At 54.4% G+C, this 23,829-nt stretch carries 17 protein-coding genes; 15 read left to right on the top strand and 2 right to left on the bottom strand.

Features of this window, described 5'->3' with window-relative positions; translation table 11 throughout:
* Positions 1-176 precede the first annotated feature (176 nt).
* Complete coding sequence (locus K6V98_RS01875) at positions 177-464, bottom strand: ACT domain-containing protein (RefSeq protein WP_222198841.1); 288 nt, start codon at positions 462-464, stop codon at positions 177-179.
* Positions 465-1,185: 721 nt separating this feature from the next.
* On the opposite strand from K6V98_RS01875, the gene rpmE reads away from it, so the two are divergent.
* The 12 genes from rpmE (at position 1,186) to K6V98_RS01815 (ending at position 17,745) form a co-directional block, all read left to right on the top strand.
* Complete coding sequence (rpmE, locus tag K6V98_RS01870) at positions 1,186-1,641, top strand: 50S ribosomal protein L31 (RefSeq protein ID WP_222198840.1); 456 nt, start codon at positions 1,186-1,188, stop codon at positions 1,639-1,641.
* A gap of 691 nt (positions 1,642-2,332) precedes the next feature.
* Complete coding sequence (gene secA, locus K6V98_RS01865; RefSeq protein ID WP_222198839.1) at positions 2,333-5,239, top strand: preprotein translocase subunit SecA; 2,907 nt, start codon at positions 2,333-2,335, stop codon at positions 5,237-5,239.
* On the top strand, positions 5,239-6,417 hold the full coding sequence (prfB, locus tag K6V98_RS01860; protein ID WP_222198837.1) for a peptide chain release factor 2: 1,179 nt from the start codon (positions 5,239-5,241) through the stop codon (positions 6,415-6,417). Before secA ends, prfB begins: the two co-directional genes overlap by 1 nt.
* A gap of 246 nt (positions 6,418-6,663) precedes the next feature.
* Positions 6,664-7,005, top strand: coding sequence for a S26 family signal peptidase (locus tag K6V98_RS01855; protein ID WP_222198835.1), 342 nt, complete (start codon positions 6,664-6,666; stop codon positions 7,003-7,005).
* A gap of 47 nt (positions 7,006-7,052) precedes the next feature.
* Positions 7,053-7,214, top strand: coding sequence for a S26 family signal peptidase (locus K6V98_RS08765; RefSeq protein WP_371734511.1), 162 nt, complete (start codon positions 7,053-7,055; stop codon positions 7,212-7,214).
* A 242-nt stretch (positions 7,215-7,456) separates the two neighbouring features.
* Positions 7,457-7,921: a hypothetical protein gene (locus K6V98_RS01845; RefSeq protein ID WP_222198833.1), complete on the top strand. Its 465-nt coding sequence runs from the start codon at positions 7,457-7,459 to the stop codon at positions 7,919-7,921.
* Positions 7,922-8,110: 189 nt separating this feature from the next.
* Complete coding sequence (locus tag K6V98_RS01840; protein WP_222198832.1) at positions 8,111-8,722, top strand: DUF7601 domain-containing protein; 612 nt, start codon at positions 8,111-8,113, stop codon at positions 8,720-8,722.
* Between the two features lie 23 nt (positions 8,723-8,745).
* On the top strand, positions 8,746-9,768 hold the full coding sequence (locus K6V98_RS01835; RefSeq protein WP_222198830.1) for a class B sortase: 1,023 nt from the start codon (positions 8,746-8,748) through the stop codon (positions 9,766-9,768).
* 85 nt (positions 9,769-9,853) lie between these two features.
* Positions 9,854-10,570: an LPXTG cell wall anchor domain-containing protein gene (locus K6V98_RS01830; protein ID WP_222198829.1), complete on the top strand. Its 717-nt coding sequence runs from the start codon at positions 9,854-9,856 to the stop codon at positions 10,568-10,570.
* 7 nt (positions 10,571-10,577) lie between these two features.
* The gene (locus tag K6V98_RS01825) at positions 10,578-14,720 is read left to right on the top strand and encodes a DUF7601 domain-containing protein (RefSeq protein ID WP_222198828.1); all 4,143 of its coding nucleotides are present in this window, start codon (positions 10,578-10,580) and stop codon (positions 14,718-14,720) included.
* Positions 14,721-15,365: 645 nt separating this feature from the next.
* Positions 15,366-16,256 (top strand): YitT family protein, encoded by an 891-nt coding sequence (locus tag K6V98_RS01820; protein WP_222199016.1) that lies wholly within the window; start codon positions 15,366-15,368, stop codon positions 16,254-16,256.
* A gap of 280 nt (positions 16,257-16,536) precedes the next feature.
* A complete protein-coding gene (locus tag K6V98_RS01815) occupies positions 16,537-17,745 on the top strand; it encodes a MalY/PatB family protein (RefSeq protein WP_222198826.1) in 1,209 nt (402 codons plus the stop codon).
* Between the two features lie 71 nt (positions 17,746-17,816).
* Here K6V98_RS01815 and K6V98_RS01810 read toward each other — a convergent pair whose 3' ends face one another.
* Positions 17,817-19,082: an amidohydrolase gene (locus K6V98_RS01810; protein ID WP_222198825.1), complete on the bottom strand. Its 1,266-nt coding sequence runs from the start codon at positions 19,080-19,082 to the stop codon at positions 17,817-17,819.
* A 138-nt stretch (positions 19,083-19,220) separates the two neighbouring features.
* Here K6V98_RS01810 and K6V98_RS01805 point away from each other — a divergent pair, with 138 nt between their 5' ends.
* The 3 genes from K6V98_RS01805 to K6V98_RS01795 all read left to right on the top strand — a co-directional run bounded on the left by K6V98_RS01805 (position 19,221) and on the right by K6V98_RS01795 (position 23,819).
* Positions 19,221-22,073 (top strand): U32 family peptidase, encoded by a 2,853-nt coding sequence (locus K6V98_RS01805; RefSeq protein ID WP_222198823.1) that lies wholly within the window; start codon positions 19,221-19,223, stop codon positions 22,071-22,073.
* 470 nt (positions 22,074-22,543) lie between these two features.
* Positions 22,544-23,431 carry an AzlC family ABC transporter permease gene (locus K6V98_RS01800; RefSeq protein ID WP_222198822.1) on the top strand — a complete coding sequence of 296 codons (888 nt, stop codon included), beginning with the start codon at positions 22,544-22,546 and terminating at the stop codon, positions 23,429-23,431.
* Between the two features lie 55 nt (positions 23,432-23,486).
* Complete coding sequence (locus tag K6V98_RS01795) at positions 23,487-23,819, top strand: branched-chain amino acid transporter permease (protein WP_222198820.1); 333 nt, start codon at positions 23,487-23,489, stop codon at positions 23,817-23,819.
* The last annotated feature ends 10 nt before the right edge of the window (positions 23,820-23,829 follow it).

Below are 23,829 nucleotides of genomic sequence, written 5' to 3'. Positions count from 1 at the left end.
GCGCTACTCGCTGCTTTCCTCTACACCTTGCTTGCGCACGTGCGCCTCGTTCGTGTTACTCGCTGCTTTCCCTGCACGCTGCTTGTGGATATCATCACCCAGCAGGTCAACGATGCCGAGTGATTCTCCAGGATCGAACGGCTGAGAGGTCGAGTGATTCTCCAAGACCGCACAGCTTAGAGGCGATACATGAAGTTGAAGACATCCTCGCGCTGCATTTGGATGGAAACCCCAACCTCCTCCGCTGCCTGAGCGAGACTTGCCTGGAGATCCGCGAAGGTGGTGGACGCTCCTTCAAGATCAGCGATCATGGTCATGGTAAAGATGTCACCCACGATGCTTTGAGTAATGTCTTTAATATCCACAGAGGCGTCACCTAAGATCTGGGCAACAGCCGCCACAATGCCGGCGCGGTTTTTGCCCAAGACGGTAATAACAATGCGGTTGGACGAGGTTTCTGCCATGGATCCTCCTGTGCTGCATTCGGATAGTTTACGAAGCGTCGGTGCAGAGATCGTAGGTTGCCAACGTACGTGCCTGAAGCTCACGTGCATCTCACCAGCATACGCTTCTGCGGGCTTGCTCGTGTTTTGCTTATGCTGGCGACGAGCTGATTCGCGATCGTATCGACGCTGATGATGACGTGCGTACCTTCGATCGTTCTGCGTTGGCGTCTGCGAGTGTGCTCGTGACGCAGTTCATCCATTGTACCGAGTCTGGGCTTTTGTATGCCCAAAACTCAGTTTGAAACCAGAGAAGCAATGCTTGTGGGCGAGTGGCGCTTTTTGATGTGATGCTCTTCGACAAATGATGACCCGGCAAACTTTTCAGCGCCCAACAAATGGCGGCTCTGACAGGTGGGGTGCTCAATCAGTGGTGTATTCGGTAAATGATGCACACGGCACGTAATAAGTCCGTCAAACTCTCAGTGCCCATTAGTGGTGTCTCTCATAGCCTCAAAGCACCCCGCCAGTGGTGACCAATCAGTGGCGTCTCGACAAGTGGTGCCCTGACAAGTGGTGTCGCCGCCCTCGTTGGTGTCCGCCTGCGAAATTCCTGTGCGCATATCGAAAGTTTTTACGGCTGTGTTACACTACTCAACTGCTGTAACGAGCCTTGGTCGGAAACCAAGGCACCCTTTCGTTCTGGTCGGTAACCAGAACACGAGACAAGAGGAGCCCTGCCATGAAACCTGGAATCCATCCTGAGTACGTAGACTGCACGGTGCAGTGCAGCTGCGGAAACACCTTCAAGACTCGCTCAACCAAGGCTGAGATTCACGTCGAGCTTTGCAATGAGTGCCATCCGTTCTACACCGGTCAGCAGAAGTTTGTAGACACCGGCGGACGCGTCCAGCGCTTCTCCAGCAAGTTTGGTGGTGCTGCCCAGGCCGCTCTCGATCGTGAGGCTGCTAAGCGCGCCGAGCGTCAGAAGGCCGCTGAGGAGGCTGCCGCTCAAAAGGCTGCCGAGCGTGAGGCAAAGGCTGCTGAGAAGGCCAAGCGTGCTGAGCGTTATGCTGCCGAGGCTGCTAAGAAGGCCGAGGAGGCTGCTGCCGCCGCTCCTGCTGAGGCCGCTGCTGAGGAGGCAACTCCCGAGGCTGCCGCTCTTGCTGCTGAGGAGACCACCGAGGCTGCTGAGTAAGCAAACTCGTGCTCGGAGCGCAAGGTCCTTGCTGCTGAGTAGGTTCTTCAATGCACGAGGTGCAAGGTCGTTGTTGAGCAAGTAGGCTCGTGTTCACAGTACAAGTCTTGTGCTGCTCAGCTAACGTCCAAGTTTGCTACAAGAGCAAAGCCCGAGCGCATACATTCGTTCGTAACAGGCTCGCATCCACTTATGGGTGCGAGCTTTTTTGTTGGGAAGAACGTGTGAGGCGTCCGTGCTTGCGTCCACAAACGGGTGCGTGCCTTTTTGTCGGGAGAGCGCGTGGAGCGTCCGTGCTCGCATTCGCTCATGGGTGCGAGCTTTTTTGTTGGGAAAAACGGGTGGGGTGTACGTTTTGGTGTCGTTGCGACCATTTTTGCCTGCACTTCGCGTCAAATCTGTGTCTAGAGGACAATAAATGTACTAATACAAACCCCCGTCTGGGCTTTACTGGCGTTTTCAAGCTTTGTATACATCGTCGCCCGCCTCACCCACACCACCTCGCACGCGCCAGCTACGCCGCCACCCTCACCCCGCCCCACCCACGTAACCCCGCCCGCACTGCCCACATATGCGACAGATGTCGATATGTCCGTGGTTTCTCCGTGCGTACATGCATTGTGCGCACTTCAAAGCGACCGAGCAGCTAGAGTTAGTGCGATTCAGCGTTTTTCGAGTAAGGGAAAACCACATGGGATTCGTTTCTAAGCTACTCTCCTTCGGCGCCGATAAAGATTTGAAGCGCTACCGCAAGATCGTCGAGCAAATCAACGCGCTCGAGCCATCATTTGAGCAGCTCTCCGATGCAGATCTGCGCGCCAAAACGGCAGACTTTCGCACGCGCTACGCCGCCGGTGAGACCTTAGATGCCCTGCTGCCTGAAGCCTTCGCAACGGTTCGAGAGGCTTCTAAGCGCACGCTTGGCATGCGCCACTTCGATGTTCAGCTCATCGGCGCTATGGCCTTGCACGCCGGTCAGATTGCTGAGATGAAAACGGGCGAGGGCAAGACCTTGGTCTCCACGCTCGCCGGTTATCTGAACGCCATTGCTGGCGAGGGCGTCCATATCGTGACGGTTAACGACTATCTGGCAAAGCGTGACTCTGAGTGGATGGGTCAGATCTACCGCTTCTTAGGCATGAGCGTTGGCCTACTCCAAAACGGCATGGCACTTGAGCAAAAGCGCCCCGCCTACGCAGCAGACGTTACCTATGGCACGAACTCAGAGTTCGGCTTTGATTACCTGCGTGACAATATGGTTGTCAGCGCTGAGCAGCGTATGCAGCGCGGCCATGCCTATGCCATCGTGGACGAGGTTGACTCGATCCTGATTGACGAGGCGCGTACCCCGCTCATTATTTCTGGTGCGGGAACCAAGAGCGCCACAACCTATAAAGACTTTGCTCGCGCGGTCAGGGGTCTTGAGCGCGGCGAGGAAGTTCCGTTTGATGCGCTGATGGGCGGCGAGCCGGTTGAGCCTACGGGCGACTTTGTTATGGATGAGGCAAAGCACACCATTGCCGCAACCGATCGAGGTCTCAAAAAGATCGAGTCCCGTCTTGGCGTAGAAGACATCTACGCAGATCTTTCTGGCCAGCTGGTCAATCACCTGCAGCAGGCCTTGAAGGCTCAATACATGTTCCACCGCGATAAGCAGTATGTGGTCACAGGCGGCGAGGTTAAGATCGTCGATGAGTTCACGGGTCGTATTATGGAAGGTCGGCGCTACTCTGAGGGTTTGCACCAGGCAATTGAGGCCAAAGAGGGTGTGCTGGTTCGTGAAGAAAATCAAACGCTTGCCACCATTACGCTGCAAAACTACTTCCGCCTCTACACTAAGCTCTCAGGCATGACCGGTACAGCTCTTACGGAAGACGCTGAGTTCCGCGAGATTTATAAGCTTCCGGTTCAGGTCATTCCGCCAAACCGTCCGGTGATTCGTAAGGATCACGAGGATCTGGTCTATCGCACTGAGGCTGTCAAATTTGAGGCAGTGGCAGACGATGTAAGCGAGCGCCACGCCAAGGGTCAGCCCGTGCTGGTAGGTACGGTTTCAATCGAGAGCTCAGAGCGGCTGTCTCGCCTGTTGAACAAGCGCGGTATTCGCCACGAGATCTTGAACGCTAAGCTCCACGAGCGCGAGGCGCATATCGTAGCTCAGGCAGGTCGCTTAGGTGCCGTTACCATTGCAACGAATATGGCTGGTCGTGGTACCGATATTTTGCTCGGCGGCAACCCCGACGAGCTTGCTCGCGAAGAGATTATGGGCTTGGATTTTGGCATTGATCAGCCCACGCTTGCCCAAATTCTTCTGCTAGGAAATCCCGCTCGCATTACGCCTGCAGATTTAGCGGCACTTGGTCTTGAGGTTGAGCAAGAAGCGCTCGATGCCATTGCGAAAGCGTTGCAAGAGGCAGAAAAAACCGCGCGTGCTCGTTGTGCTGCTGAGCGCGAGCAGGTGCTCCAAGCTGGTGGTCTTACGGTTATTGGTACCGAGCGCCACGAGTCACGCCGTATTGATAATCAGCTGCGAGGCCGTGCTGGTCGTCAGGGCGACCCGGGCGAGACGCAGTTTTATCTCTCACTCGAAGACGACCTCATGCGCCTCTTTGGCGGAGACCGCATGGATCGCGTCTCTAAGATGATGGTCAGCTCTGATATGGCGGATTTGCCGATTCAGCACAAGATTATTTCGAAGAGCGTCGAGGGTGCCCAGCGAAAAGTTGAGAGCATCAACTTCTCGATGCGTAAAAACGTTCTTGAGTACGACGACGTTATGAACAAGCAGCGCCAGGTGATCTATACCGAGCGCAATAAGATCTTGGATGGCAAGGATCTCTCTGAGCATGTAGACGAGGTCATTCACGATACCGTTCGCCGCTGCGTAGGCGAGTTTGCTCTGCCCGACGCCCGCGATGAGCACGATTTGGATGCCCTGCATCGCTGGATGGTAGAGCTTACCGGCAGACCGAATCTGGCAGTTCCCGAAGATGGTGCGCCTGAGAAGGTTATCGATGAGGTGCTCGCTGTGGTAGAGAAGCTCTACGCAGAGAAGTCTGCTCGCTTGGGCGAGGAGCTCATGCGCGAGTTGAACCGCCAGGTCATGCTTCGCGTTATTGATACGCGCTGGATGAATTACCTCCAGGAGATGGACTACTTAAAGCAGGGCATTGGCCTGCGTGGCTTTGGCCAGCGCGACCCTCTTGTTGAGTATAAGAGCGAGGCGTTCCAGGCCTTCCATATCTTGGTTGATACCATGTATGAGGACTATCTCAGAACGGTGCTTCGCATTGAGGTTGCCGAGGCGCCGCGTGCGGTTCCTGCATCTGCAGAGGTACCGTCGCTTGCCGGAGCATCCTTCTCAGGACCTGCTCAGGTTGATGGAGATTCTGGATCCTCAACCTTTCGGCGCGAGGCAGCGGCGAGTGTAGACCGTGTTGCTGGCCGAGCTCCGCAAGGCGAGGGCGGCGCTGGTTCATCGGTGCGCACCTATGTAAAGGCAGAGAGCGGAGACGCCTATGCCTCAGTTGGCCGAAATGATCCATGCCCTTGTGGCAGCGGTAAAAAATTCAAAAACTGCCATGGGAGGAATCGCTAATGGCATCTGAGTCCGATATCGATTCAGCTGAGGTTACTGCAGCTGACCTTGATGCGATGGCAGATCGCCTCGCTGAGGTTGAGCAGTACCTGCATGTTGAGGAGAAGCGGGCGCGTGTGTCGGAGCTGGAGCGCAAAAGCGCTGAGCCGAGCTTTTGGGATGATGCAGATGCTGCGCGCTCGGTTATGGCCGAGCTGTCCCGAGCAAAAGATGATGTTTCCTCGATTGAGCAGGCTCGTGAGCACCTTGCTGATATCCGTGCTGCCCTTGAGCTGGCAGAAGAGATGAATGGCGATGACGCCCAAGAGCTTGCTCATGAGGCAGCCGCTGGTGCTGCCGCACTGACTCGAGCCCTTGATGATATGGAGCTTACGAGTTGGTTTACCGGTGAGTTTGATCACGGGAGCGCCATCGTAACCATTAAGCCGGGGCAAGGTGGCCTGGAAGCGCAAGACTGGGCTTCTATGCTGCTCAAGATGTATCTCAGATACTGTGAGCGTCGCGGCTGGAAGGTAACCATTAACGATTGCCCGGCAGCTGAGGTTATCGGCATTGATCGCGCAACCTTTACCGTTGAGGGTAAAGACGCCTTTGGTATGCTGCGCGCAGAAGCTGGTGTGCATCGCTTGGTACGTATCTCTCCCACTGATGCAAAAAAGCGTCGTCAGACCTCGTTTGCTGGTGTTGAGGTTATTCCGCAGTTGCCTGACGATATTGAGATTGATATTGCCCAAGATGATCTGCGGATTGATGTATATCACGCCAGTGGACCGGGTGGTCAGGGCGTAAATACGACCGACTCTGCCGTGCGCATCACGCACCTTCCAACCAATATTGTGGTTACCTGCCAAAACGAGCGTTCTCAGATTCAAAACAAGGCTGCCGCTATGCAGATCTTAAAAGCTCGTCTGTATGAGCTGGAACTTGAACGTCGTGCGGAGCAGCTCGATGAGATTCGAGGTCCCAAGCAAGCAGCAGGCTTTGGTAATCAGATTAGAAGTTATGTTCTTTATCCTTATCAGATGGTTAAGGATCTGCGCTCGGGCGTAGAGACAGGCAACGTGGAGGCCGTTCTAGAAGACGGTGACCTCGATCCCTTTGTGGTGGGCTATCACCGCTGGCTGCTCGGTGGCGCGGAGTATGTGCCGGGCGCTACCGATGAGGAAGATGAGGCCTAGGTGCCCCCCATGATGTCGGACGAGAGCCCTCAAAACCGTGTGCGCTTCGTGGAAGTACACTAAAAGAAACAAATTTATCGTTTTTCTTACAGTTCTGGATTTTTGCCAGCGCTCCACATTACCTGCACATATCTAAAAATCCCCTACGCGCCGAATCGCGATAACGACGCTTTTAGGAAATTGTTTCTTGCGCAGGGGGTGCCCTATCATGGATTGAAAATGATACTCGTGAGGGGGCGATTTAAGGTGAAAGGGCGCGGACAGCATGCCGCAGCATATACAGCTGTCCAGCCAGCCGGACACGTTCGTCCGCTTTCTGCCGACATCGCATCCCTTCTGTTTAAGATAGCACTAGCAGCTGCCATTTTCACGATTGTGTTCTCTTTTGTTTTTGGAGCCTTTCGTTGTACGGACATTTCAATGTCGCCCCAGATCAAAGATGGAGACATGATCATTTCCTACCGTTTAGATAAAAAATTCCATGCTCATGATGCAGTTGCCTTTGTATACGACGGCAATCGTATGGCATCTCGTGTGGTGGCACAAGCCGGAGATACGGTAAATATCACCGATCAGGCTTGGTTGTAAACGGATCACTACAACAAGAATCAGGCGTTTTTGGAGCCACCACCCAAGTGGTTGGAGGCGTGACATTTCCACTTACCGTCGGAGAAGGCCAGGTCTTTCTTCTAGGCGATAACCGTGAGCAAGCAAGCGATAGCCGGATCCTTGGTTGCGTTGATATCGCAAAAACCGAAGGAAAGGTTGTTGCCATCCTGCGTACACGGGCGGTGTAGGTCGTTTAAGTGCGACGGCTACCGGGTGAGCTACCTGGAAGCGGTTGAGCTTGAACGGGAGCAACCTCAATGAATGCAAATTCAACGAGGTTGGTTCTAACCGATCGGAACCGCTGGTTTGGTCGGATCTGCGTGGCGCTCATGAGCCCTTATACATCCCTGCGCGTGGGTGTTGGGATACCGGGGCGGCTTTGACTTCTTCTACAAGGCCGCTGGGATGAAAGAACGGAAAGGAAGAAAGCATGAAAGTTCAAGGTATCTGGAAGCAAAGCGGGGTGGGTCGCTTCGCAGCTATGCTGCTTGCACTGGTAGCGGTGCTGGGCTTTAGCACTCCTGTATTTGCAGAGGGCGTACCGACGTCCAATAACAATGAGGTGACGATCACCAAGACCCTCCAGGGTGCAACAACTGCCCTGCCCACAGGTCAGGAGTTCACCTTCACCTTTACGCCCCTGTTCCTCAATGGTGAGGACGGCGCAGCTACCGCTGAGGAGACTCCGACGATTGATGCCAAGACGATCACCATTGGTACGGGTAATGGCAACTTCATCATGAAGAAAGTCAACGGTGCTACCACGACACTGACTAAGAACCTGAAGTTCGACGTTACTCAGGGGCTTACCTTCCCTCACGCAGGTGTCTATGGCTGGACCGTTGTCGAGACCGATGGCGGCGTTGAGAACGTGAGCTACTCCAAGGCAAGCTAGATTCTTCGTATCTATCGCAAGCATGATAAAACGAACGTTGTTACCGTTGAGAAGAAAAAAGATGATAAGGGTGGAGAAGCCAATACAAAGGTTAAGCCCAATCCTGATGATCCAAGCAACCCGAATGACCCGGAGAACCCCGATAATCCTGATAAGCACAAGTCTGGCTTTGCCTTTGCCAACAAGATCATGTCTAAAGCCATTACGGGTAATAACGATCTGAAGATCTCTAAGACCGTTGCTGGCGACTTTGGCGACCAGACCAAGCTCTTTAGCTTCACACTGAAGCTTACCTTCCCTGCGACCGCAACTTCTAAGGACCCAATCAAGGCAACCGTTGTGAAAGATAAGGACGGTACGACGGTAACCACTGCCCCTGGCTCTGCTCAGGGTGTTTACACCTTCAATAATGGTGAGACGGTTACCTTCAAGCTCGCTCATGGTCAGAGCTTGAAGTTTGCCGACGGTATGCCTGACGGTACGACCTATGTCCTCGTCGAGGAAGGCGTGAACGGCTACACCGCTGCCGCTCAGACCGTAATCGGTGGCGCTAACGCTGTTGCTGCCACCAATGCTGGAGCTAATGGTGACGTTGTCATTGCAGAAGGAAATGGCGTCTATGTTTCCGCTGCTGCGACCACTAAGGGTGAAAACAGCTCTCAGGTGACCAACACCTACAAGACCGTAACCCCGACCGGCATCGCCATTAGCGTGCTGCCCTACGTCCTCATGGTTGCTGCTCCTGTTGGTGCTGCCGCAGGCTATGCTGCTATGAAGCGTCGCCAGGGCGCTCAGGCGTAAGTGCACCGAGCATCCCTGCCCGCGTGACGCCCCCGCGATTTGATCAAGCCCGCTCGGTTGCTGAGCCCACCGATCGCATGCCAGTTGCTGGCATGCGGTGGGCTCGCACCGGGGTGCGCGTGGCCTCAGCAGCCTTTGATGCTTTGGCCTTCGCCTTCCTCTTTGTGGTCTTTATTGTGGGGCTTTACGCCTTGTGGGATGCGCAGGCGGTGTATGGATCGGCAAGCGCTCCTCGTTGGCAGGCTTTTATGCCGACGCCTGAGAGTCAGGAGAGCTACGACGAGCTTGTTGCGGCAAATCCCGATGTTGTTGGTTGGCTTGATATCTATGGCACTCACATCAACTACCCCTTGGTGCAAGGTGAAACAGATAGCAAGTACTTAAACCGTGATGCAAAGGGTGCATACTCGCTCACCGGCTCGCTCTTCTTGGATTCCAGCAACGCGCGAGACTTTACCGATTTCAACACCGTGATCTATGGACACCACCTAGATTGCGAGGCCATGTTTGGTGAGATCGGTGAGTTTGCCAATCCGAGCTTTTTCGCTTCACGTGAGTTTGGGACACTTTTTGTTGGAACAGGCCCTTATGCAGGCATGACCTTTGGTTTGCATATCTTGGGTTTTTTACCAGCAGATGCCTATGACGGTGCGGTGTATCGACCCGGCGTGGTGGGAGCCTCTGAGCAGGAAGCGTATCTGGAGCATCTGCGTTCACTGATGACCTGTTCGCGCACGGTTCAGGTGGTACCCAGCGACGGCGATCGGATTTTGTTGCTCTCAACCTGCTCTGACGCTGCTACGAATGCTCGCTCGATTCTGGTAGTAAAGGTTGAGTCGGAGGTTCATGAAGACACCTTCAAAGAAGAGGTCAGAATCGGAGTTGGCATCGACTTGCCTGAGGGCTGGTTGAGCTTCCCGTGGACTGGATGGGCAGCACTGCTTGCCTTGTTGGCTTTGCTGGTTGGTGTGATCTTGCGCCAGCTTGCTCGCCGCCATGCCAAAAAGCGTGAGCGGCGCGTGGAGGGAAAGCACTTTAGCTCTTGAGCTACGTTCATCCACAAGCTCAAGGCAGATACGTGAGTGAGGCAGGCGGATACGTGTGCGGTACGGAGAAAAAGATAAGGAGGACATGGTGAAGACAGTACATACATCAGTACGCATGAAGGCTCTAAGCTTGAGCTTGTTCGTGTGTGCTGTGCTCATTGTTGCCCTTCTTGGTCTGTTCCCATCATGTGCGTGGGCAGAAACCACACCAGAGTTCACACTCTCGGTCTTTCAAAAGCTCAACTACTCAGCAGGGGAGAGCGGGCTTATTACCAGCTGGGACTATGAGCTCACGGCGCAAACTGAAGGAGCGCCCCTACCAGAAGGTGCTCAGGGCTCAGTCTTTTTTTGGCAAATGAGAGGTAGCGACGAGCGCACCTGGAAGCTTTCTGCACCTGCCGCCGGGCAGGAGTATCGCTATGAGATGCGCCAGGTAGCTCCTGCTTCCTTGCCGAGTGTCTATACCCCCGATGCTCATGTCTATGATGTGCGCGTGATTACGGGAACTGACGGCTCAATTACCGTCCTCTGCTACCTCGCAGATACCAAGGTGGCAGATCCAGGTTGGACGGTTTCATATGAGCGTCCACAAGAGCCCGGCAAACACCCCGGAGGCTTTGTTTCAAAGATCATGTCGCTTTTGCCTAAGACCGGAGACCTCTCTCAGATGGGTTTGATTGCGGCAGGCATGATGGCACTTGCTGGTTCAGGTCTCATGTGTGTTCGTAAAGGCGTTGTTGGTGCTACACACGTTGATGGTGAAGATGCAAGTCAGAAGGATATCCACGATGTTGAGGAGTAAGAGATCGGTGCTAGCGCAAGCTCTGGCCGTCATCCTCATGGCGGTATCCTTAAGCTTGCTTCCCCATGCAAATCCATTTGCCTTAGCGGATGAGACTGCTTCTGTTGCAGCGTCTGAGCAATCGAGTGGCGAGGCTGAAGCAAGCGTGGCTGCTGAGGGTAATGTCGCTACCAGTGCAGATGCTGCTCAAGACCAAACGAGCGAGGATGCTACCGGTGAGGCATCTGTCGCCGATGGACGTGGCGAGCCGATGGCCTTCTTTGCGCGCCCTGCCCGCGCAAGCGGTGGCTGCTATGTGGCGAGTGACCCGGGTCGTCTCTATACAAGCATTGAAGAAGCTCTCGCGAATGCCCAAGATGAGGACACCATCTTTCTTGTGAGCGATGTGAATCTTTGCAAGGGTGTCTTAACGAGCACTGATCGTGACGTCATGGTTACGAAAAAGAAGATCACCATTAAGAGCGCGGGCATTGCTACGAACAAGGTAAATTTCTATAAGAAGTGGTCACTGAGTGTCCTTCGAGACACAACACTGAATTTAGAAAATGTTACCTTAAAAGAGGCGAGTACAACCCTGATCGGTCGTCGTGAGAGACCTATGGTCTCCGCCATGGGAGAGCTTGTGCTTGGTAATAGAGCATCAATTACCGTAGCCAGGCCAGATCTGACGCTTCAAAAGACTGCGCGCTATCAATCGACTTCTGCTGTGTATGTTGGTCAGTCGGGCACCTTTACCATGCGCGATGGGTCTGTGATCACGAATTTCAAGCAACCGAATACAGATACGGCGGGTGCTGCTGTAATCATCGATGCTGATGGAACGATGAATCTTGAGGGTGGTTCCATCACCGATTGTTCTGCATCCTCTGGTGGAGCGATTCTCAATAAGGGCACCTTCAATATGAGTGGAGGCGAGATCTCCCACTGTACTGCTACGAAGGGCAATGGCGGGGCGATCTACTCTGGCTTATCGTATGCGAAAGCGGTCAATCTGACTGGTGGATACATCTCTACATGCACAGCAACCGAAGATGGCGGTGCTATCTATACGGAGCAGCCAACCGAGATCTCCCGCATGAGAATCGACGGCTGTTCTGCCAAGCGTGGGGGAGCGATTTTTATTGCCAAGGGAGCTCCGCTGACGCTCGGTAATACAACGGTGCAATCAAATAAGGCTGCTCGGTATGGTAGTGCCATCTATGCTGCTGGTGGCGGTCAGCTTACGTTTAATGATGGAACAATTATTGCCGATAATATCGTGGATAATTTCAATGTTACAGGCGTTGACAGATTTCTGCCCTGTGCCGTTGCCGCTCCTATGGGATCTTCAAAGCTGAGGATAGGGGGTAACGTTCAGGTTGCTTCGAACCTGAACAATGGTGGCAAGGCGAATATTTCATATAATTTGTGCAATGAACGCATTGGTGATGGAAAGCCCATTGATATCATCGCTGATCTCTCTGAGGACTCAAGCATTGAGCTGTATGGTCCTAAAGATGATACTGATGCGCTCTACCATCCTGTTGCGGTCTTTGCACCTTCTACTACTCCTTCGCTCGAGCAGGCAAAGCTGTTCTTCTCAGACACGGGCAATGTTGCCTTTAACGTTGATGGTCGAGATGTGCGTTGGCGTGGTGCCTGCCGCCTCAAGCAAGGAGATGGTGACTGGGGGTATTACTTAACCTTAAGTGATGCCATTAAAAGTGTATGGCCTATGGGTCAAGAGGCGCATATTGAAATGTTGGTCGATCACTATGCGACCGAAAATCCAACTCAGTCAGATTTGCGAACCATTTTTGAGATTCCTGCAGGCAAGAATGTTAAGATCACGGCTTCACCAGGCGATGATTTTAAGAACGCGCACTGCACCTTTGACTTTCCTAAGCGCGACTTTGTAGCTTTTCGAGTTCGAAGCGGAGCGGCGCTTACGCTTGATGGTCTTAATTCGACGGATGAGTCTTCGGGCAATGGACTCGTCTTTAGCGGCGGTGTTTCTACGCCAGTTGAGTCGATGAGACAGATTGACTCCTATCGTCAGGTTATGCTTCGAAACGAAGGTCAATGCTCTATCAACGATGTTACCTTCGAGAATTTTAACAGTCGCGAAGACTCAAATGATCAGTGGCTCTACGGCTTGTTGACGTCCTATACCGATAATGTACGCCAGGATCCCGAGCAGTGTCGTTTGGAGCTGCAAGGTACGACACTGATCAATAATATTCGCATGTACGGCGGAGCTATTCATGAGCTTGCTGGAGGCGTGGGTGTCTTCGGTGGCAAATTTAATATTGGCCCGGATGTACTCATTTCCCACTGCCATGGTCCAACAGGTGGCCTTGCCGTTGTAGGAGGTGCCGTTGGGTACTTCTCGGGTACGATCTATAAGTGCTCTACCTTGGGCAATGGCACCGATCAGATGACGAACCAGGCTGCTGGCGGCATCTTTATGAGCACAATTAATTCGCTCAAACATCCAACGACTCTTGTGGTTGAGAATGGCAAGATCATCGACTGCAGAGGTTTGACATCAACGCCGGACGTTGCAGCTTCTTTGGGTGGTATATACGTTTATGGTGGCAGCCTGGAGATTCATGGCATTACGATTGAAGACTGCTCTACCAATGCGTATTGGAGAAACGCCGGCGGTGCCATCAGCTTAAATACGCAAAAGCCCGTTAAAGCGAATGTGTACATGGATGGTCTTTGCATCATTCGAAATAACAAAACCAAGCATCCTGACGGAAATCGTAATGTCAATCTTGGCTCAGACATGTCTATTGACTATCGCAGCATATACCTCAATGTGGGAGATATGGATCCTCGGAGTGAGGTGCATGTATGGGCATCATACGGCGACTCGCTCAATCTGCGGCGCAATTCAGTTGATATTCCCTTTGGCATTGCTAGCCTTAGCGGTGTTGCCTCTGACGCTAAGAATTTGAATACGTTCATTAATGACCGAGACCCACATCTGAGAGGTGCGGCTTCGTATAAAGGATGGGCACCCTCCAATCTCGATGCTGATGCTCCGCACTATCCTGCCGCCGTCATCTGGGCTGAGACAAAGACGGTGCAGGTGTCCAAGAGGCTTGAGGACGTGTACGTGTTCGGCCCCGGACCTGGGCCTATCGCATTCAAGTTCAAGGCGAGCTCAGCCACGCAGGGCTACGCAGGCAAGGTGTACGACTCCGACAATAACGTGATTAACGATCTCGTGACTGCTTATCCCGAAGATGAAGAAACGCCCAATTCCTACTTCGAGCTGCGAAATGGCGACTACGTGAGGTTCGAGAATGTCTCAGCTCAGCCCGCGAGCCCGGATCTCGAACAGATCGTGATCACCGAGGTCGACGAGCGCGTGTCAGACACTAATCCGGACACAGGGCGGCCAGTCGATCCTACGGCTCCCTTCATAGCAATTCCTAGCGGCGAATCACACAGTTACCCAGATGGTGTGGTTGTTTACGGTACTCGTCCTGCGTGGGCTTCTACGGTGCCCTCTAAACTTCCCGAATTCTGTGTCTTTTATAATATCCTGCAGACGACGTCGCTCAATGTGAACAAGCAGGTAAAGGGTTCGTATGCCGATCGCACGAAATCCTTTGATTTTCATATAACCTTCCACTTCCCTAAGGGGCTGCCCGACAGTGAGAATGGCTATAAAGTCTGGTTCTCTGGCACCTCCTCTGGGAGTGTGCAGCTTAAATCTGGTCAGGCATGGCCATTCTCGCTCAAGGATGGGCAGGATATTACCTTCAGCAATTTGCCTGCGGGGACGACCTATGAGCTCGTTGAAGATGGCGCGGATGGGTATCGCTCATCTGCCAAGGTTGAGACGCTGTCGAAGGACGGGAAGGCTGATTCGGCAAACATTGCTGCCGGTGCTGCGGGTGCGGGACTCACTATTGATCCGACTCATACGCCCCAGGCGCGTCTTGCTTATAAAGACCGTGGAATCATCGTGAACAAGGTGTCGGTCACCAATGAGATGCCCGAGATCGTGCCAACGGGTATTCCTATTGGCGATGATACGTTACCACTTTGGCTTGTAGGCTTGTCTGCAACTTTCGTCGTTGCCCTAGGTGTTGGTGGCATTGTCTGGCGTCGTCGGCGGAGTCATCATCGCTGTCGTCACGCTCGATCGTCGTAAGCGCGGGTGTAAGCGGCGGGAGAGGCTCTGCCGCGCGGGCGTGGCGAGAGCGTGGCCTGAGCGAGGTCTAAGCGGGGTCTGCACGCGGGCGAGGGTCTGCGTGAGAGCGTGCATTTTGGTGTTGTTAGGAGCATTTTTGCCCGCACTTCGCGTCAAATCTGTGCCTCAAGGACAATAAATGTACTAAATTAAACCCCCTATTCCTTTCTTGAGCCATGCGCACGAACGTTTTGGCTACAAATTTCAAACGGGATCTAGCGGATTTGTGGTACCTTCCCTAAGCAGTTTGGCGCACTGTCGGAACTACTGGTGAGCGACAGCATGCGTGTTGCCGGAAGCATTCACCTGCTGCACATCGAGAGTGCCGCAGGATCGTATGCGAGAGTCATATGCGAGCTGGCGTTCTGTGCAGCACAGCTTAAGAACTGCTGGATCGTGTAAGCGCTGCGGAATCGTGTGAGCGTTGCTTGCACGTATGCATGCTGCTAGACAGGAGTATGCGGGCTGGTATTGTGGACAGCGCAGCATGCGTGTTACCGAAAGCATTCACCTGGTGCAGGCCGTGCGTGTCGCAGCATGCGTGCCGAAGAGAGTATGAGCGCCGCTTTGCAGTGTGTGCCACCAGGTAGGGAGGGATCGTTCGTGATACGTCGTCGCATTGATATTAAGAGCATCATTCGATCGCGCTTCATTGGTGATCTCCCCTTAATTGTTGCGGGTTGTGCGATCGCCGCTTTTGCCACCGATGCGTTCATGATTCCAAATGGACTCGCTGCCGGTGGCCTGACGGGTCTTGCGACCATTACTGCCGAGGTTGCTCGCTGGCATGGCATCGTGTTGCCGGTTGGTGTGCAAACGATCGTGATGAATGCCTTGCTGTTGTTGATGGTGGTGCGTGCTGGTGGCGTTCGGTATGCCGTGCAGACAGTCACCGGCTTTGTACTCCTGGGATTTTTTACTGACTTGTTCTCCCCCTTTGTGGCTCCCTTGGGATCTGACGACGTGATGCTCGCCGCGCTTTGGGGAGGCATCATCTCGGGCATTGGTTATGGTCTGGTATTTCGTTGCGGTGCAAATACGGGAGGCTCAGATACCATCGGCCAAATTATTTCTCGTAAAACCTCTCTGCCCGTCGGCAGCACCGTTATGGCAATTGACGTGGCAGTGTGTGCTGCTTCCGCTCCGGTCTTTTCTCTTGAACAAGCACTCTACGCTGCCATTTCTATGGTGCTCATGGGGTTCATTGTGAACGCCGTGGTAGACGGAGGAAATCGCCAGCGTGCCGCCTTTATTATCTCGGATGCGTATCGTGAGATCGAGCGCGTGATCTTAACTGATATGGATCGTGGCTGCACCGAACTTTTGGCGCGTGGAGCCTATACGCAGCGTGAGCGTCCGGTGCTGTTGCTCATCATGAGCGTGAGCGAGGTGAGCATCGTGAAGACGATCGTTGAGGAATATGATCCAAACGCTATCCTCATGATCACCGATGTGAACGAGGCAATTGGCTATGGCTTTAAGCAGATTGGCTCGTAAGTGTACATGTAGCGCCGTTGCCGGAGGCAGCAAGGAGCGCCGCCGGGAAGCAGTGGGGAGTGCCGTTGCCGGAGGCAGCAAGAAGCGCCGCTAGCAAGCAGTAAGGTGCGTCGCTTGTGAAGCTCCTATGATCGGTAGGGGCATCCTCGATGATCGCGAACCGTATAACGGCCTCATTGGGCATCCTCGCCGAAGCAGGTGTTCAAGTTCTCGTGCGTGCGCATACAATTGGCTCAGATTGTCCGTCTTTTGGACGATGCCAATTGATGAAGGGAGCCGTATGGCCTTCGATTTTACGAGCATACTTGATCGTTCTGGAAAAGACTCTATTGCTACCGATGGCTTGGGTATCGCCCCTGGTGCACCTGAGCCCCCGGCATCTGGCTTTGATGCCATCCCCATGTGGATTGCCGACATGAGTTTTCCGGTTGCTCCCTGTATTATCGAGGCGATTCAGGCTCGTCTGGAGCATCCGTGCTTTGGCTATTTTTCACCAAGCGAGGCCTATACTCAGGCGATTATCAGCTGGCAGCGCCGGCAGCACGGGCTTCTAGATCTTGCACCCGAGCATATTGGATATGAGAATGGCGTTTTGGGCGGCGTGGTTTCTACTGTACTTGCAGCGGCAGCTCCCGGAGACACGGTGTTGATTCATAGCCCAACCTATATTGGCTTTACGAGGAGCTTGGAAAACGCTGGTTTTCATATTGAGCTCTCGCCACTGGTCAAAGATGAGCAAGGTGTCTTCCGCATGGATTTTGATGATATGGAAGCACGTCTTGCGAACACTCATGCTCATGTTGCCGTGCTTTGCTCGCCGTATAATCCGATCGGTCGCGTGTGGGAGCGCGAAGAGCTCGAGCGTGCGATGGAGATTTACGCGCGCCATGACTGCATTGTGGTTTCAGATGAGATCTGGTCTGATGTCGTGCGCCCGGGCGTTGTGCATATTCCCACGCAGCAGGTGAGTGAGGATGCCCGCCGCAGAACGGTTGCCTTATATGCGCCGAATAAGAGCTTCAATATTGCGGGACTGGTGAGTGGCTATCACATTATTTACGACGAGGCGCTGCGAGATCGGGTGGTTGCCCGTTCAACTAAGTCACACTACAACGCAATGAATATGCTTTCGATGCATGCGCTTATTGGGGCATATAGCGATGAAGGAGCGGCTTGGGTTGCGGAGCTGAATCGCGTGCTTGCCGCTCATGCCGATCGAGCCCGAGCGTTTTTTGGCGAGCATGCACCAACGATTGATATCAGTGCGCCGCAAGGAACCTATATGCTATGGCTTGATGCAGGCGAGTGGTGCAAAGAGCGGGGATGCAGCTTGGATGAGTTGCTTGCTGCGGGCTGGCGTGTAGGCGTGGGCTGGCAGGATGGCCGTCCTTTCCACGGGCCATCTCATATTCGAATGAACTTGGCACTTCCAGAAGCACGACTTGAAGAAGCGCTCCATCGCTTGGCAGATCATGTGTTTGACGTGTAGAGAGAGGGCGACCGCAGCGGCCAGAGCCGCGCACTTTGGCGCGCTCGCGAGCCCGGCAGCACTCCGCCCCGTCACTTTTCGCTTGCAAGGAAGTCGATGGCATATTGGGCGGCAAGCATCGCTCCGGGAGCGAGCACGCTCTCATCTATCTTGTAGTAGCAGCTGTGTTGCGCAAAGGTTGCTCCAATCGCGGGATTTCTCGTACCAATAAACACCAGTACGCCCGGCACCTTTGCAAGAAAGGCGCTAAAATCTTCTCCCGACATCGTGCCTTGGTAGTGAGCAAGTGCAGCAGGTCCCATGATCTTGGCTGCTGCGCGAGCACAGAGTTCAGAGGCGCGCGGGTCGTTTTCTACTTTGAGGTTCGCCACGGTATAGTCGCTCAAATGTGCTTCTGCTCCAAGGGCTGCCGCCGTGTGCTCAGCAATGCGCTTAATAAGACCAGGCATCAGATCGTGCGTCTTATCGCTATAGATGCGTACGGTACCGCTCAGGTGGGCTGAGCCAGCAATGACATTGCGTGCAGTGCCGCCTGCAATTTCTCCTACGGTTACCACGGCGGGGTCGTAAGGAGACAGGTCGCGGCTCACAATCGTTTGCAGAGCACACACAATCGATGCTGCCGCCATAACGGCATCGGCTCCACGCTGCGGCATGGCACCGTGGCAGCTCGTTCCTTCTATATCGATACGAAACCAATCGGTATGCGCCATGCGAGGGCCGGCTTCACAGCTGATCGTTCCAGCGTCGACCTCACTCCAAATATGCATGGCAAATGCGCCATCGACTCCATCGGTAGCTCCAGCGTCTACCATGAGCTGAGCTCCCTGCCCATTTTCCTCTGACGGCTGAAATACGATTCGAACCTCACCGCGCAAAGCATCGGTCATCTGGCTCAGAATCGTTATACAGCCAAGCATCATGGCGATATGGCAGTCGTGTCCGCACGCATGCATACGACCCTCATACGCGCTGGCGAAGGGTTCGCCCGTGCGCTCAACAACGGGCAGGGCATCAATGTCTGCACGCAGCAAGATTCGGCGGCGCGGCTCTCCGTTTGGCAGGTAGGCGTCAGGAGCAGTTCCGCGAAGGGTGGCGACCAGTCCGGTTTTGAGGGGTCGTGTATAGGGAATGCCAAGGTCAGTGAGGGCGCTCGCAATAGCTTCGGTCGTCTGAAATTCCTCCATACTCAGCTCGGGATAGCGGTGGAAGTGGCGACGAAGCTCAATGATGTCCGGCTCTGCTTTGTGTCCAAGTTCACGGATGGTTTGGCTAACAGGATCTGGGGTGCTTACGTGAGTGCTTGAACGTTCTTGTTCATCCTCTGCTCGTGCCATACAGGCCTCCTCAGTTGCGAGCACACATACAGTACGTTCATGCTTTACTTGATGAGACTGTAGCACGCCTGCGCTTCTTGCTGCAGGAATTGGGGAGCGCGTATACACTGATGTGCGCACCGATTTTGAAAGGCGCCTATGTCACTAGAGTTTCGCGCATCTTCTGCAGCGCATGGCATCTCGCACGCGCGCGTGCCAGCGTCCAGCCTGCCTGCTCCTAGAGCACGCTCTGAGCAGCGCTCGTCAGCCCCCGCAGCACACTCTGAGCAGCACCCACACGCTGCAACGCCTGCGCGAACCGCGCCCGAGCTTTTGGCACCAGCTGGCTCGCCCGAGGCCTTTCGCGCGGCACTTGCCGCTGGGGCAGATGCGGTGTATTGCGGTATGGGCGCGTTTAACGCACGGCGCAAGGCAGAGAACTTTACTGACGAGGCATTTGCCGAGGCCTGCCGCGCCGCTCATATCGCGGGTGCTCGGGTGTATGTGACCGTGAATATCGTCATTAAAGATACCGAGCTCATCGATGCTGTGGAATTGGTGCGGCGCTGCACCATCCTTGGAGCTGATGCCTTCATTATTCAGGACTGGGGTCTTTTTTCTGCCATTCGAACACTCATGCCAGAGATCGAAACTCATATTTCTACGCAAGCGAATATCCATGATGCACGCGCTACGTTGTGGTGCGCCGCCGCTGGAGCCGATCGAGTGACCTTGTCGCGCGAGCTTTCAATACACGAAATAGCGCAGATTGCAAAGACCGATGTTGAGCTCGAAGTTTTTGCTCACGGAGCAATTTGTTTTTCTTACTCTGGGATCTGCTTACTTTCAAGCTTTGTATGCACCGGGCGTTCGGCAAACCGAGGCATGTGCGCCCAGCCCTGCCGCTTGCCCTATGAGCTCATTGATGAGAGCGGCGCATCGATCTCTGCACCAAGGAGAGATCGAGCGCTGTGTCCCCGAGATATGAATACGTCTGAGCTGCTTGCAAGCCTTGTGGAGGCCGGGGCGGGTGCCTTAAAGATCGAGGGTCGCATGAAGGCTCCCGATTACGTGCATACGGTCGTTGGGGTGTACCGCTACACCTTGGATGACGTTCTGGCTTCTCGCGAGGCGGATGCGGCGGAGCGTCATGACCGTGCACGACGGCTCAAGCGTGCTTTTAACCGTGATTTCACCTCTGAGTATCAGAAGGGGAGATCTGGGGATGAAATGATGAGCTATGAGCGATCCAACAACCGAGGCCAGGTCATTGGTGAGGTTATTGCTTGTCGCACGGTTGGCTCCGGACTCGCAAAAAAGCTTCGCCCTGAAGATCGTCGCAATCGAGTAGCGTGTGCAACCTTGCGGCTCTTTGAGCCGATGGGTGCAGGAGACCTGATTGAACTCCGCCATATTGATGCCTTCGATCGGTATCTGACGTTTACGGCTGAGCAGTCTGCGTGCGCAGGAGAAGATGTTGAGGTGCGCATACCGAGGGCGGTTCCTGTGGGAGCTCGCGTGCGGGTGATTCGTAGCCGGGAGGCGATTGAGGCTGCAGACGAGGCACTTCGCCAGACCTGTGTGCGCCGCCGCCTCGTTTCGGTGAAGATCACCGCCCGTCTTGCTCAGCCGTTTTCCGTTGCGCTGACCTGCGTGGATGATCCTTCGCTCAGCGTATGCGCAAGTGGCGCTCCGGTTGAGCCTGCACGAACTCGCGAGGTATCTGCCGATGATTTGGTAGAGCACGTGGGGCGCATGGGTGCGAGCTCGTTTGAGGCTGCCTCGTTTGAGGTTGAGCTTGATTCTGGTTGTGGCCTGGGATTCTCTGCTGTTCATAAGGTGCGTGCCCGTGCGTGTGACCTGCTCGAAGAGCTAATTTTGGCTCCGGTTGTCGCACGAGCAGCGGCAGCGCGCGCACTTCCGCCGTTTGAGCTGGATATGCTGGAAGAGCACGTGGCAGTCCGGTCGACTGTTGTGATCGCGGATGAGCGCAATGCGGATTCGTCTGTTGCCAAGGGTGATGCAGGCCAGCGCGATGCGGATCTGCTTGCGACTCAGTGTGTGGCAGGTACGCGCGATGCGAATTCGCTCACAGCTCGGGGCGAAGTGCTTGTGTTTGCAGATCGGGGAGACGCGCTTGTGTCTGCAGATCGGGGCGATGGGGCTCAGCTCGATGCGCTTGTGTCCGCTCCTCGGCATGAACTTGAGCTTGCTGCTTTGGCACCCGATCTTACGTTTGCCCAGATTGCTCGCACCGCTGGTGGTAATCGCATATACCTTTCTTCTGATGCGCTTGAGGAGGCAGGTCTGAATCCTGCAGATGCGGCTGAGCAGGGCTTCATTCCTGTGTTGGATGAGGTCTGCCGCGAGAAGGATCGTGAGCGGCTTGATCGTTGGGTGATTGCTGGTGCGCCTGTTGCGGTTGGCAATGTTTCGGAGCTCGCTTTTGCTTACGAGCGTGGTGCACAGGCGGAGATTTGTCCGTGCATTCCGGTGCACAATCGTGCGGCAGCGCAGTTTTTGGCGCGCTCGGGAGCGGAGGCTCTGTGGCTTACATCTGAGCTCACGCTTCATGAGATTGAGCATTTTGTTCCTCACGTGCCTCTGCAAACCGGGATCATGATTTTGGGAAGACCGCGCGTTATGACGAGCGAGCATTGCATGCTGATGGTTGCTGATGCCTGTATTCATAACTGCGCTCGATGCACACTGCGCCGCCGATCGCTTTCGCTTAAAAACATAGATGGAAGGCTGTTGCCCGTTCGCACCGATATTCACGGACGTTCACGTCTCTATGAAGATGCGCTCATAGACCTGACACCGCAGATGTCTGCTTTGGCAGCTGCGGGTGTGTTCCGCTTTATGGTGGATGGCACCGTGATGGATGCTGAGGAGTTTGAGAGCTCACTTGCGCACGCCAAGCGAGCCCTCACGGCGGTGCGCGAAGGCAGGACTCCAGCTCAGCGCATGCCCGGTTCTAGTTCGGGCTGTTTGTTTGCTGGCATTGAATAAGCATCGAATAGGGGCTCTGAGTTCTGACCGTACAGAATAAGACAGGCGTGAAACGTATTGTCGTTAGCTCTTGATGGGTTCAAAGAAGGTTCTGCTACGAGGAGTGAAAGCGCGGCGAGATCTCGCAGGTGCCTCCGCAGCGCAGCGAGGACAGCACCGAAGAGATCTACGCCGTGCTTCTGAGCCGCTTCAGGAGAGCAGCGAGGACAGCATCGAAGCGATCGCTGCCACGCTTCGCAGGTACCTCCGCAGCAAAGCGAGGACAGCATTAAGGCGATCTACACCGCGCTTTGCAGGTGCATCAAGAGCAAAGCGATAAGAGCCTCGAAGAAATTGGTACCGCGTTTCTGAGCGAGCGACACATGTTTCCGGTTCGTGACCTTTCGTTCGTGCTGACTCTGCGATGCTAGACTGTCGAGGTCAACACGAGGCTGTACTGATGCACGTGAGTGGTGCAAGGGGGTGGCGCGATGTCGGTCGATGAGGCTTGTGAGTTGGGTTGCAAAGCCGGCTGCGAGCGCGCTGTTTGCACCGAAGCTACCGGCGCTCCCGTATCTACAGCGACGTCAACCTACTCAGCTCAGCACTCATCCCAGGCTTCATCTTCCAAGGCCGCTCATCCATCACCAATCGCACGCCTTCGATCGCGCTCCCATATTGCGCTTCCTGCCCTAGCCGCTGCTTTTCCGCTCACCACTCCCATTATGGCTGGCTTCATTTTGACGGGCATTACCTGCGGAGTCTTTGTATTATCACTCGGCTTACCATGGTGGGCTCCAACGCTGATGTCGATTGCAATCTTTGCGGGTTCATCGGAGTTTGTGGTTGCCTCGTTGCTGCTTGCTCCATTCAATCCAATTCAAACCTTTATTACGGTCTTCATTGTGAACGCGCGCCATCTCTTTTATGGCCTGCCTCTGCTTGAGCGATTCCGAACCTTTGGAGCAAAGCGCCTGTACATGGTGTATGCCTTGTGCGATGAGAGCTTTTCGCTGCAATGTACGCGCTCAGCGCCTGAGGGCATCGATGAAGGCTGGTTTATGTTTTGGATTAGTCTGCTCAATCAGGCGTGGTGGGTTATTGGGTGTACCTTAGGAGCGCTAGTTGGACACCTCTTGCCGACCGGTGTGGATGGCGTCTCCTTTGCTATGACAGCGCTGTTTGTCGTGATCTTTTTGGACCAGGTCGAGCATGAGCGTACACATATTGGTGCCTATGTTGGCTTTGCAGCAGCAGTGGTGAGTCTACTCATCCTAGGGCCTGAGTCCTTCCTGATTCCTGCACTTGCCCTTATCTTGGGATCTCTGCTGTTTGTTCGAGCTCATGTTGAGCCAACCTTAGACGAGGAGGCATCATGAGGAGCGTCGAGCACACACGCACATGCGTGAAGCCATCCTTGGAAGGGGAGGTGTCATGAGCGGCGTGGAGCAGGTGCTTACCATTCTTATTGCAGGTGCTGCAACGGTCTCAACGCGGGTGGCACCCTTTGTGGCATTTCCAGCAAACCGTCCGGTACCAGCGATTATTCGCTATCTGGGGCGGGTGCTTCCTGGTGCAATTTTTGCTTTGCTCATACTGTATAGCTTGCGCCACGTTGATCTTTTGAGCGGCTCACACGGCATTCCTGAGGCGGTGGGCGTACTGGTAGCAGCGGGGCTCTATATCGCTCGGCGCAATATGCTTGTTGCTATTTTTGGAAGTACTCTGGTCTATTTGCTGCTCGTAAACCTCGTGCTCGTTGCTTGAGTGAGGACGT

It is taken from the genome of Collinsella ureilytica, assembly GCF_019795105.1.
Classification (GTDB): Bacteria; Actinomycetota; Coriobacteriia; order Coriobacteriales; family Coriobacteriaceae; genus Collinsella; species Collinsella ureilytica.
This window is presented reverse-complemented; position numbering and strand designations above follow the sequence as displayed.